This window comes from Streptomyces sp. NRRL F-5727 (assembly GCF_000719555.1).
Classification (GTDB): Bacteria; Actinomycetota; Actinomycetes; order Streptomycetales; family Streptomycetaceae; genus Streptomyces.
This window is the reverse complement of record NZ_JOGX01000111.1, coordinates 1-10,750: the sequence shown is the minus strand read 5'-3', so window position 1 is coordinate 10,750 and position 10,750 is coordinate 1. Positions and strand designations below refer to the sequence as shown.

Sequence of the window (10,750 nt, the reverse complement as noted above, 5' to 3'; positions counted from 1 at the left end):
TCCAGTACGAGGACTTCCACCCGGCACGCCGAGAGCACGCACCTGACGCCGCGGGGCCGCCCTTCGGGCGACGACGGGAGTTTGACGACAGGACCTAGAACCCGGCCCAGCCGCGCAGCCGTTCGCCGAGGACGACGGGGTGCGCGGCGCCCGCGAGGTCGGCGGCCGCGACGCGTACGCCGCGGCGGGCGAGGAGGTCGGCGAGGGCACCCCAGTGGGCGGCGGCGGCCTGCTCCTGGGTCTGGTCCCCGTACGGCTCGTCGGGGCCGACGACGGTGCGGGCGGTCTCCTCGATCGACTCGCGGGTGAGGTGGGCCCGGATGTCGCCGTCGCCGAGGAAGCTCTCGCTCCAGCCCCGGTCATCGAGGAGGACCACGGCCTCCCCGTCGGAGAGTTCAGCCTCCAGCCGGGCGGACACCGACAGCTGCCGGCGGGTGGTCAGGCGCTCGTCCAGCTCGACGTGGGTGACCAGGCAGGTCACGGTGGTCATGGCGTCCTCCTCGGGCCGGCCGGGGCACCACCCTAACCGCCGGTCGGACGCGCCGCGTGCCCGACCGGACGGAGCAGCCGGTCGGGCACGCGGGCGGGCGGGGCCCGGGCGGCTGCCCGGGCGGGAGCCCCGTGCGGGGCGGGGTCAGACCGCGAGCGGCTTGATCGCGGTCGGCGCGTGGCCCGGCTCGGTGGCCAGGTCCTCGAACTCGGTGACGTCGCTCATGTCGACGGTCTTGCTCATCGCGATGTTGGTGATGCGCTCCAGGATCGCCTCGACGACGACCGGGACCTGGAACTCGACGGCCGTCTTCTTGGCCTGCTCCAGCGCCTCGCCCAGCTTCGCCGGGTCCTCGACGCGGATCGCCTTGACGCCGAGGCCCTCGGCGACCTTGACGTGGTCGACGCCGTAGACGCCGATCTCGGGGGTGTTGATGTTCTCGAACTCCAGGTTGACCTCGAAGTTGATGCCGAGGCCGCCCTGCGCCTGCCGGATGAGACCGAGGTAGGCGTTGTTCACGAGGACGTGGACGTAGGGGACCTTGTGCTGGGCGGCGACCGCCAGCTCCTCGATCATGAACTGGAAGTCGTAGTCGCCGGAGAGCGCGACGACCGGGGTCTCCGGGTCGGCGGTGGCGGCGCCGATGGCGGCGGGGATGGTCCAGCCGAGCGGGCCGGCCTGGCCGCAGTTGATCCAGTGGCGCGGCTTGTAGACGTGCAGGAACTGCGCGGCGGCGATCTGGGAGAGGCCGATGGTGGTGACGTACCGGGTCTCCGGGCCGAACGCCTTGTTCATCTCCTCGTAGACGCGCTGCGGCTTCATCGGGATGTTCTCGAAGTGCGTACGGCGCTGGAGGGTGGCCTTGCGCTCCTGCGCGGAGGCGGCCCAGGCGGTGAAGTCGGGCAGCCTGCCCGCGGCCTTCCACTCCTTCGCGATCTCGACGAAGAGCTCCAGGGCGGCCTTGGCGTCGGAGGCGATGCCGTAGTCCGGCGCGAAGATCTTGCCGATCTGGGTGGGCTCGATGTCGACGTGGACGAACTTCCGGCCGGCCGTGTAGGCGTCCATGTTGTAGCCGGTGTGGCGGTTGGCCCAGCGGTTGCCGATGCCGAGGACGAAGTCCGACTCCAGGAAGGTCGCGTTGCCGTAGCGGTGCGCGGTCTGGACGCCGACCATGCCGGCGGCGAGCTCGTGGTCGTCCGGGATGGTGCCCCAGCCCATCAGGGTGGAGATGACCGGGACGTTCGTCAGCTCGGCGAACTCGACCAGCAGGTCGGAGGCGTCGGCGTTGATGATGCCGCCGCCGGCGACGATCAGCGGGCGCTCGGACTCCAGCAGGAAGGCGAGCGCCTTCTCGGCCTGGGCGCGGGTGGCGGACGGCTTGTAGACCGGCAGCGGCTCGTACGTCTCCGGGTCGAACTCGATCTCGGTCAGCTGGACGTCCAGCGGGAGGTCGATGAGGACCGGGCCGGGGCGGCCGGAGCGCATCAGGTGGAACGCCTGCTGGAAGACGCCGGGGACCTGCGCGGCCTCCAGGACGGTCGTCGCGGCCTTGGTGACCGGCTTGGCGATCGAGGCGATGTCGACGGCCTGGAAGTCCTCCTTGTGGAGCTTCGAGGTCGGGGCCTGGCCGGTGATGCAGAGGATCGGGATGGAGTCGGCGATCGCCGAGTAGAGGCCGGTGATCATGTCGGTGCCGGCGGGGCCGGACGTGCCGATGCAGACGCCGATGTTCCCGGCCTTGGCGCGGGTGTAGCCCTCGGCCATGTGGGAGGCGCCCTCGACGTGGCGGGCCAGCGTGTGGCTGATGCCGCCGACGTTCTTGAGCTCGCGGTAGAAGGGGTTGATCGCCGCGCCGGGCACGCCGAACGCGTTGGTGACGCCTTCGCGCTTGAGGATCTCAACGGCCGCTGCGGCGGCGGTCATACGAGGCATGGGAGTGCTCCTGCTCGGCCGGTCGGTCGCAGGTGCCGGGCGGGCCGCCCGGTCCTGTTTCCGTAATGCGGAAGAACTGTTCTGCTATACGGAAGCAATGTAGGTGGGGGTCGGGAAGCCGTCAAGGGATCGCCCACCAGACGGGCACCCCCGGGCGGCCGGGAGCCGTCCCCGATGGCCGAAGTCGCACCCCCGCGCGGCCGGATTGGTGGACGATGGGCGAACGGGAAGAGGGGGTTCGGTGTGGGTGAATCGGTGACGGTGCGCTGCCCGGAGTGCCGGCGGAGCCATGCGTACGCGGCGCCCGCCTACCCCTGTCCGTGCGGGACCCCGGTCGCCCCGCGGCTGGTCCCCGACGCCACCGCCGAGCCGGTCCGGCACCGCACCTGGCTCGACGAGTGGGTCACCGTCCGCTGCCCCGCCTGCGGCCGCGAGGACCAGTGGCCCCACCCGGAACTGGGCTGCACCTGCGGCACGGTCCTCCGTGTCCCGGTCGCCCCGCCCGCGGAGGGCGACGGACGGCCGGCGGGGGCGACGGACTCGGGGCGGGAAGCCGCGCCCGGGACCGGTGGGGAGAGCGGGCCGGAGACCGCACCGGCGACCGGGCCGGAGATCGCGCCGGAGATCGCGCCGGAGGCCGGGGCGGGGACCGGACCGGAGGCCGGGCGCCAGGGCGGGCAGGGCGGCGGGGCCGAGGAGGGGTACGGCTCCGAGCGGCGTCGGCCCCGCGCGGGCGCTGCCGACGACTCCGCCGGCGCCGGGGCCGGCGGCGACCCGGCACGCCCGCTCGGCGCCCGGGACGACGACGGCGGGGGCGGGCGGCTCAGGCCCGCCGCTCCCGTCTCGGACTGGTTCGGGAACCCGCCGCGGTCCTTCGCCGAGCGGTATCCGGAGCGCGTGCCGCTGCCGCCGACCGCGCCGAAGCCCGCCACCGCGCGGGGCGCGTTCCGGCCGGTGACGATCCGGACGGCGCAGGACGCGGTCGCCGCGGCGGCCACGTATCTGCAGTGGCTCGGCTTCCGGGACATCGTGCAGCCGGAGGACCGGCACTCCGCCGGGGTGGACCTGCGCGGCACCGGGCTCGTCGCACAGGTGGACCCGAGCACCCGGCCCGCCGGGCTGCGGGCCGTGGAGTGCCTGTGGCTGAACGGGCTCAGCGCCTCCGCCGTGAGCGTCTTCTTCTCGCTCGCCGGCTACACCCCCGAGGCCCGGTCGCGCGCCGCCGAGATAGGGCTGCCGCTCTTCGTCCTCGACCTCACCGGCACCCCGCAGCCCGTGAACAACGCGGCCGACGAACTCACCTCCGGCGGCGCCATCTGATCCGGCCCCGCCCGCACCACGTCACGACCGCGCCCTTTGAGCGAACGGATCCGGCCATCCACGCGTGATGATCACGCTCCCCCGGGCAGAAACACCCTGGGGGTGGACGGCATGGGAACGGGGACGTGGTGGTGCGTGGCGGCCGCGTGGGCCGAACTGCTGGCGGCGGCGGTGCTGCTGCGCGTACCGGGCAGAGGCGGAGGTACGGGCTCCGCGGGGCCGGTGCCCGGGCCGGAGGCGCTGGCCCTGCTGCGCGGCGGGCGGCGGGCCGCGGTGACGGTCGCGCTGGTGGCGCTGCACCAGCGCGGCGCGGTCGCGGCGGGCCGCAAACATACGGTTCGGGCCAATGGCGGGCCCGGCAGGACCCGCGACCCCGTCCAGCTCGCCGTCCACCGCTCGCTCCGCAACGCCCTCCCCCCGCGCACGCTCGCCCTGCGCCCGGAGGCGCGCCGGGCGGTGGACGGACTGCGGGCCGAGCTGGGGCGGACGGGGCTGCTGCGTCCGCCGGGGCGCCGGCGCGCGGCCCGGCTGCTGCTGGCCGCGGCGCCCCTGACGCTCGCGGCGGGACTGCTCGCGGACGCCTCCGCCGGCGGCGGTCCCGGGCTCGTGCCCGTCCTCGCCCTGGGGCTGCCGGTGGTCCTGGCCGCGCTCGCCCTGCTGCGGCTGCCGACGGCGACGCGCGCCGCCCGGCGGCTCCTCGCCGAGCTGCGGGAGCGGCACCCGCTGCCCGCGCACCGGAACGAGGTGACGGACGGGCGGCTGGTCCAGCTGTTCGTGGCGCTCTACGGCGACCCGGCGCTCGCGCTCTTCCTGCCGCGCTTCTCGCGCGACGGGGGCCTGCTCGACCACCTGGACTCCGGAGGACGGTGACCCGGAGGCATACTGACGTATGCGCATCCGAGCGGCCGCACCGGCCGAACTCCCGCTGCTCCAGTCCATCGAACGCGCCGCGGGCGAACCCTTCCGCACCCTCGGCATGTCGGCGATCGCCGACGACGAGCCGCTGCCGCTGGACGTGCTGGAGGGGTACCGCGCCGCGGGCCGGGCCTGGGTGGCGGTCGACGGCGCCGACCGGCCCGTCGCGTACCTGATCGCGGAGACCGTCGACGGCGCCGCCCACATCGAGCAGGTCTCCGTGCACCCCGACGCGGCCCGCCGGGGCGTCGGCCGGGCGCTGATCGAGCACCTGGCGAAGGCCGCCCGCGAGGAGGGCCTGACGGCCCTGACGCTGACGACCTTCGCCGAAGTGCCGTGGAACGCCCCGTACTACAGCCGCCTCGGCTTCCGCCCCCTCGCCGACACCGACCCGGCCCTCACCGACGGCCTGCGCGCCATCAGCAGGGCCGAGGCCGCCCACGGCCTGGCGGCCTGGCCCCGCGTCTGCATGCGCCGCGACCTGACGCAGAACCCGGCCTAGGCGTACCGCTCCCTCAGTTCCACCTTGCGCACCTTGCCGCTCACCGTCATCGGGAAGTCGGTGAGGATCTCGACCCGGCGCGGGACCTTGTAGTGGGCGAGGCGGTCGCGGCAGAAGGCGGTGAGCTCGTCGAGGGTCGGCGGGTCGGCCGGGTCGCGCGGGATCACGCAGGCCAGGATCTCCTCGCCGTACCGCTCGTCGGGGACGCCGACGACCTGCACGTCGGCGATCTTGGGGTGCCCGTACAGGAACTCCTCGATCTCGCGCGGGTAGACGTTCTCGCCGCCGCGGATGATCATGTCCTTGATGCGGCCGACGATCTGGACGTAACCGTCCTCGCGCATCACCGCGAGGTCGCCGGTGTGCATCCAGCGGCCGGCGTCCACGACCTCGGCGGTCTTCGCCGGTTCGTCCCAGTAGCCGAGCATCACGCCGTAGCCGCGGGTGCACAGTTCGCCCGCGGTGCCGCGCTCCACGGTGAGGCCGGTGGCCGGGTCGACGACCTTCACCTCGACGTGCGGCATGACCCGGCCGACCGTGCCGGTGCGCCGCTCCAGGTCGTCGTCGCGCCGGGTCTGGGTGGAGACCGGCGAGGTCTCCGTCATGCCGTAACAGATGGACACCTCCGCCATGTTCATCTCCGCGACCACCCGCTTCATCACCTCCACCGGGCACGGTGAGCCCGCCATGATGCCGGTGCGGAGGGAGGAGAGGTCGTACGCCGCGAAGTCCGGGAGGTTCAGCTCCGCGATGAACATCGTCGGCACGCCGTACAGCGAGGTGCAGCGCTCCTCCTGGACGGCGCGGAGGGTCGCGGCCGGGTCGAAGGACGGGGCCGGGATCACGATGCAGGCGCCGTGCGAGGTGGCCGCCAGGTTGCCCATCACCATGCCGAAGCAGTGGTAGAAGGGGACGGGCACACAGATCCGGTCCCGCTCGGTGTAGGCGATCATCTCGCCCACGAAGTAACCGTTGTTGAGGATGTTGTGGTGGGAGAGGGTGGCGCCCTTCGGGAAGCCGGTGGTGCCCGAGGTGTACTGGATGTTGACCGGCTCGTCGGCGGCGAGCGGTTCGGGGACGAGCCCGCCGGACGGGCGGGCCGCGAAGGTCTCCCAGCTCGCGTCGCCGAAGTACACCGCCTCCCGCAGCTCCGGGCACTCGCCCCTGACCTCCTCGACCATCGCCCGGTAGTCGCTGGTCTTGTGGGCGAGCGAGGCGAAGAGCAGGGAGATCCCCGACTGGCGCAGCACGTAGGCGAGTTCGTGGGCGCGGTAGGCCGGGTTGATGGTGACCATGACCGCGCCGACGCGGGCGGTGGCGTACTGGACGAGCACCCACTCGGGGCAGTTGACCGCCCAGACGCCGACCCGGTCGCCCTTGCGGACGCCGCTGCCGAGCAGCGCCGCCGCGATCCGGTCGACGTCGGCGCCGAACTCTGCGTAGGTCCAGCGCCGTCCGCCGGCCACGTCGACCAGGGCCTCGCGGTCGGGCCAGGCGGCGACGGCCCGGTCCAGGTTGGCGCCGATGGTGTCGCCGAGGAGAGGGGTGTCCGAGGTGCCGTGCGCGTAGGAGGGTTCCGTACCGGTCATGCCAGGTCTCCTTCGGTGAACTCCGGTCCGCCGGCGGCGCCTTCGGCGGTGAGACGGCGCAGCTCGACCCGCCGGATCTTGCCGGAGACGGTCTTCGGCAGGTCGGCGAACTCGATGCGGCGGACCCGCTTGTACGGGGCGAGCACGGCCCGCGAGTGGGCGAAGAGGGCCCGGGCGGTCTCCGCGTCCGGCTTGAAGCCCTCGGCGAGGACGACGTACGCCTTCGGGACGGCGAGCCGCAGCGGGTCGGGCGCGGGGACGACGGCCGCCTCGGCGACGGCCTCGTGCTCCAGGAGCGCGCTCTCCAGCTCGAACGGGCTGATCTTGTAGTCGGACGCCTTGAAGACGTCGTCGGCGCGGCCCACGTAGTGGATGTAGCCGTCCTCGTCCCGGCTGCCGATGTCGCCGGTGCGGTAGTAGCCGCCGGCCATCGCCTCGGCCGTCTTGTCCGGGTCGCCGTGGTAGCCCGTCATCAGACCCACGGGGTGGGCCGACAGGTCGAGGCAGATCTCGCCCTCGTCGGCGTCCGGGCGGCCGGTGACCGGGTCGACCAGGGTGACCGCGTAGCCGGGGCTCGGGCGGCCCATGGAGCCCTCCTTGAGCCGCTGGCCGGGGCTGTTGGAGACCTGGACGGCGGTCTCGGTCTGCCCGAAGCCGTCGCGGATGGTGACGCCCCAGGCGCGCCGGACCGCCTCGATGACCTCCGGGTTCAGCGGCTCGCCGGCGGCGACGACCTCGCGCGGCGGGGTGGCGAGCCGGCTCAGGTCGGACTGGATGAGCATCCGCCACACGGTCGGCGGGGCGCAGAAGGAGGTGACGCCGTGGCGTTCCATCTCGGCCATGAGCCGGCCCGCGTCGAAGCGCGTGTAGTTGTGGATGAAGACGGTCGCCTCGGCGTTCCAGGGGGCGAAGAGGTTGGACCAGGCGTGCTTGGCCCAGCCGGGCGAGGAGATGTTGAGGTGGACGTCGCCGGGCTTGAGCCCGATCCAGTACATCGTCGCCAGGTGCCCCACCGGGTAGGAGGTGTGGGTGTGCTCGACGAGCTTGGGGCGGGCGGTGGTGCCGGAGGTGAAGTAGAGCATCAGGGTGTCGTGGGCGAGGGTGACGCCGTCGGGCTCGAAGACGTCCGGCTCGTCGGCGGCGCGCTCGTACCCCAGCCAGTTCACCCCGTCGCCGCCGATCGCGATGCGGGTGTACTCGCCGGGCACGTCGTCGAACTTGGCGGTGTCCTCGGAGCGCGCGATCACGTGCCGGGCGCGGCCGCGCTCGACCCGGTCGCGGAGGTCGGCGGGGCCGAGCAGCGGGGTGGCGGGGATGACGACGGCGCGCAGCTTCATCGCGGCGAGCATCGTCTCCCACAGCTCGGCCTGGTTGCCCAGCATCACGATGATCCGGTCCCCGGCGCGGACGCCCTGGGCGCGCAGCCAGTTCGCGACCCGGTTGGAGCGGGCGGACATCTCCGCGAAGCTCACCTTCGTCTCGGAGCCGTCCTCCTCGACGATGTGCAGGGCGGTGCGGTCGTTGCCCTCGGCGATGACGTCGAACCACTCCAGCGCCCAGTTGAACCGCTCGGGGCGGGGCCAGGCGAAGCCGCCGTACGCCGTCGCGTAGTCCTCGCGGTGCCGGAGCAGGAAGTCCCGGGCGGTCCGGAACTCCTCCGTCGCGCTGGTTGCCGTCATGTGTCCTCCTCGTTGCGGGACCGGTCCCGCACATCGTGTAATCGGTGACCCAGGTCTCACTACCCCCGTTCGGGGGTGATGGAGTGAGGGGAAGGAGGGTTCTCCCGTGTCCGAGCGGATCGAGGCGGTGGAGCTGCGGGCCGCGCTGCTGCGGCTGCGGCGCGGCAGCGGGCTGCCCGTGGTCTTCGGCGGCCTGCGGGACGGCGGCCGGCCGCTGCGGATCGCCGAACTGCACGGGGCGGTGACCCCGGCGCTCCAGGGCCTGGCGATCTCCCCCGGCAACGGCCTGGGCGGGAAGTGCCTGGCGCTGGCCCGGCCGTGCGCGGTCACCGACTATCCGGTGGCCCGGCACATCACCCACGAGTACGACCTGCCGGTGTCGGCGGAGGGCCTGCGGTCGGTGATCGCGGTGCCGGTGGTCGTCCGGCGGCAGGTGCGCGGGGTGCTGTACGGGGCGCTGCGGGACGCGCTGCCGCTCGGCGAGCGGGTCTTCGACGCGGCGGTGGCGGCGGCCCGGGACCTGGAGCAGGCGCTGGCCGTCCGGGACGAGGTGAGCCGGCTCGTCGAGCCGGCGGAACCGCCCGGCCCGTCGTGGGAGGAGGTGCGGCACGCCTACGGCGAGCTGCGGGCCCTCGCCCCGCAGGTCGTCGACGAGGAGCTGCGGGCCCGGCTGCTCGCCGTCTGCGGCCGCCTGGAGTCGGCGGCCGGCCGTCCGGCTCCGCTCCCCGGGGTGGTGCTGACGCCGCGCGAGACGGACGTCCTGGCGGCGGTCGCCTCCGGCGCGACGAACGCGGCGGCGGCGAAGCGGCTCGGGCTGCGCCCGGAGACGGTCAAGGGCTATCTGCGCTCGGCGATGCGGAAGCTGGGGGCGCACACCCGCCTGGAGGCCGTGGTGGCGGCGCGGCGGGCGGGGGTGCTGCCGTAGGCCGCGGGCGGGCCGGTCACTCCGGGGCGCGGAAGACGAGGTCGTACGCGCCGTCCGCGGGCCCGGCGAGACGGAGGGTCCGCTCGGCCTCCGCGGTGAGGGCGGCCCGGTCGGCGCGGGTGAGCCGGGTGAAGGGCTCGACGGTGAGGGTGACGCGCCCCTCGGCCTCCGCCAGGTGCCAGAGCCCGGCGAGGAGTCCGTCGAGGAGGAAGACGCGGTGGGCCTGGTTGCCGGTCCAGGTGCGGGTCCGGTGCGCGTCGGGAACGATCCGGCGCCGGTCGGCGTGGGAGAGCAGCAGGTTGTCGAACTCGGGCAGGAAGCGCGGCGGCGCGGGGGTGTCCTCGTCCGGGCGGGGCGCGTCGGGCAGGTCGAAGAGCTCGGTGCCGTCCTCGTCCCGGAAGGTGACCAGCCGGGGCCGCAGCCGCTCGAAGGCGGGCCGCAGCCGGGTCAGCCCGCACCAGGTCTGCATGTCCCGGACGGAGGCGGGCCCGAAGGCGCCGAGGTAGCGCAGCACGGTCTCGTCGGGGTCGGCGGGCTCGTACGAGGCTCCCCCGAACCACACGTCGGTGGTGGTCAGCGCCACCTGCCCGCTCCTCCCCCACAGGCCGCGCGGGGTGACCTGGACGAGCGGCAGCATGCAGCGGGCGGCCATGGTCAGGGCGAGCGGGTCGGCCTCCGGCCAGGTGCGGAGGAGGTGTTCGCGGAGCTGCTTGGGGGTACGGGGCTCCGCCTCGACGAGGTCGCGGGCGAGGGCGGCGAGCCGGTCGAGGTCGACGCCGTCGAGCTTCTTGCGGAAGATGCCGAGCTCGCGGTCGACGGCGCCCGGCTGGGCGAAGGCCCGCAGGGCGACGGCGTCGCGGGCGGTGTGGGTGTGGACGGTGGAGCGCAGGGTGGCGATCCGGGCGACGGCCCGGGACTCCATGAGGGCGGACAGCTCCTCGGGGCGGAAGCCGTCGAGGCGGGCGGCGAGGGCGTAGTACGGCGGCCTGGTGTTCTGCGCCTGAAGCCCCACCAGGTGGTGCACGGCCTCCTCGGGCCGGAGCGGCGAGGGCGTGAGCAGCAGCTGGCGGGCGAGGGTGGCGCGGCCCAGGGCGCGGCGCGAGACCGGGGGAAGCGTGTCCATGCCGGGACGGTACAAGGCAACGAGGACAGTTACTGTCCTCTTTCGCCGCGCGGCGCGGACGGGACGACGGTTGACGGTTCTGTTCCGGCGGGGCGTTCCGGCGGGGCCGGGACCTGCCTGGGCCGCGCGGGGCGCCCCGGCCGGGGCTGCGCGGGGGCGGCCAGGGGGTGGCCCGGGAGCGGCCGAGGGCTCGGGAGCGGCCGGGGGCGCGGCCCGGGAGCGGCCGGGGGTGGTCCGGGAGCGGCCGGGGGTGGTCCGGGAGCGCACGGGGGGGG

The 10,750-nt window shown here is 74.2% G+C and carries 9 protein-coding genes; 4 read left to right on the top strand and 5 right to left on the bottom strand.

Annotated elements, in window-relative coordinates:
• Nucleotides 1–94 precede the first annotated feature (94 nt).
• Complete coding sequence (locus IF73_RS0136210; RefSeq protein WP_037881654.1) at nucleotides 95–490, bottom strand: hypothetical protein; 396 nt, start codon at nucleotides 488–490, stop codon at nucleotides 95–97.
• A gap of 144 nt (nucleotides 491–634) precedes the next feature.
• Entirely contained in the window at nucleotides 635–2,422 is a 1,788-nt protein-coding gene (gene gcl / locus IF73_RS0136205; RefSeq protein WP_031015553.1) for a glyoxylate carboligase, read from the bottom strand.
• Nucleotides 2,423–2,878: 456 nt separating this feature from the next.
• On the opposite strand from gcl, the gene IF73_RS42785 reads away from it, so the two are divergent.
• The 3 genes from IF73_RS42785 to IF73_RS0136185 all read left to right on the top strand — a co-directional run bounded on the left by IF73_RS42785 (nucleotide 2,879) and on the right by IF73_RS0136185 (nucleotide 5,159).
• Nucleotides 2,879–3,742 carry a hypothetical protein gene (locus IF73_RS42785; protein ID WP_420706611.1) on the top strand — a complete coding sequence of 288 codons (864 nt, stop codon included), beginning with the start codon at nucleotides 2,879–2,881 and terminating at the stop codon, nucleotides 3,740–3,742.
• Nucleotides 3,743–3,853: 111 nt separating this feature from the next.
• Entirely contained in the window at nucleotides 3,854–4,612 is a 759-nt protein-coding gene (locus IF73_RS39000; protein WP_078868442.1) for a TIGR04222 domain-containing membrane protein, read from the top strand.
• Between the two features lie 19 nt (nucleotides 4,613–4,631).
• Nucleotides 4,632–5,159: a GNAT family N-acetyltransferase gene (locus IF73_RS0136185; protein ID WP_031015548.1), complete on the top strand. Its 528-nt coding sequence runs from the start codon at nucleotides 4,632–4,634 to the stop codon at nucleotides 5,157–5,159.
• Here the strand turns inward: IF73_RS0136185 and IF73_RS0136180 are convergent.
• Both IF73_RS0136180 and IF73_RS0136175 read right to left on the bottom strand, forming a co-directional pair.
• Nucleotides 5,156–6,748 carry an AMP-binding protein gene (locus tag IF73_RS0136180; RefSeq protein WP_031015546.1) on the bottom strand — a complete coding sequence of 531 codons (1,593 nt, stop codon included), beginning with the start codon at nucleotides 6,746–6,748 and terminating at the stop codon, nucleotides 5,156–5,158. The two genes, IF73_RS0136185 and IF73_RS0136180, sit on opposite strands and share 4 nt — an antisense overlap.
• Nucleotides 6,745–8,427: an AMP-binding protein gene (locus IF73_RS0136175; protein ID WP_031015544.1), complete on the bottom strand. Its 1,683-nt coding sequence runs from the start codon at nucleotides 8,425–8,427 to the stop codon at nucleotides 6,745–6,747. The genes IF73_RS0136180 and IF73_RS0136175 overlap by 4 nt, the downstream gene beginning before the upstream one ends.
• 106 nt (nucleotides 8,428–8,533) lie before the next feature.
• Between IF73_RS0136175 and IF73_RS0136170 the strand changes: the two genes are divergently transcribed.
• Entirely contained in the window at nucleotides 8,534–9,352 is an 819-nt protein-coding gene (locus IF73_RS0136170; protein ID WP_031015542.1) for a helix-turn-helix transcriptional regulator, read from the top strand.
• A 16-nt stretch (nucleotides 9,353–9,368) separates the two neighbouring features.
• On the opposite strand, the gene IF73_RS0136165 is transcribed toward IF73_RS0136170, so the two are convergent.
• Nucleotides 9,369–10,475, bottom strand: a complete 1,107-nt coding sequence (locus IF73_RS0136165) for a winged helix DNA-binding domain-containing protein (protein WP_037881651.1) — start codon at nucleotides 10,473–10,475, stop codon at nucleotides 9,369–9,371.
• Between the last annotated feature and the right edge of the window lie 275 nt (nucleotides 10,476–10,750).

Excerpts from the sequence above, each read along its gene's own strand:
- IF73_RS0136165 (WP_037881651.1), bottom strand. The coding sequence starts at position 10,475 with ATGGACACGCTTCCCCCGGTCTCGCGCCGCGCCCTGGGCCGCGCCACC.
- IF73_RS39000 (WP_078868442.1), top strand. The coding sequence starts at position 3,854 with ATGGGAACGGGGACGTGGTGGTGCGTGGCGGCCGCGTGGGCCGAACTG.
- IF73_RS0136210 (WP_037881654.1), bottom strand. The coding sequence starts at position 490 with ATGACCACCGTGACCTGCCTGGTCACCCACGTCGAGCTGGACGAGCGC.
- IF73_RS0136185 (WP_031015548.1), top strand. The coding sequence starts at position 4,632 with ATGCGCATCCGAGCGGCCGCACCGGCCGAACTCCCGCTGCTCCAGTCC.
- IF73_RS0136180 (WP_031015546.1), bottom strand. The coding sequence starts at position 6,748 with ATGACCGGTACGGAACCCTCCTACGCGCACGGCACCTCGGACACCCCT.
- gcl (WP_031015553.1), bottom strand. The coding sequence starts at position 2,422 with ATGCCTCGTATGACCGCCGCCGCAGCGGCCGTTGAGATCCTCAAGCGC.
- IF73_RS0136175 (WP_031015544.1), bottom strand. The coding sequence starts at position 8,427 with ATGACGGCAACCAGCGCGACGGAGGAGTTCCGGACCGCCCGGGACTTC.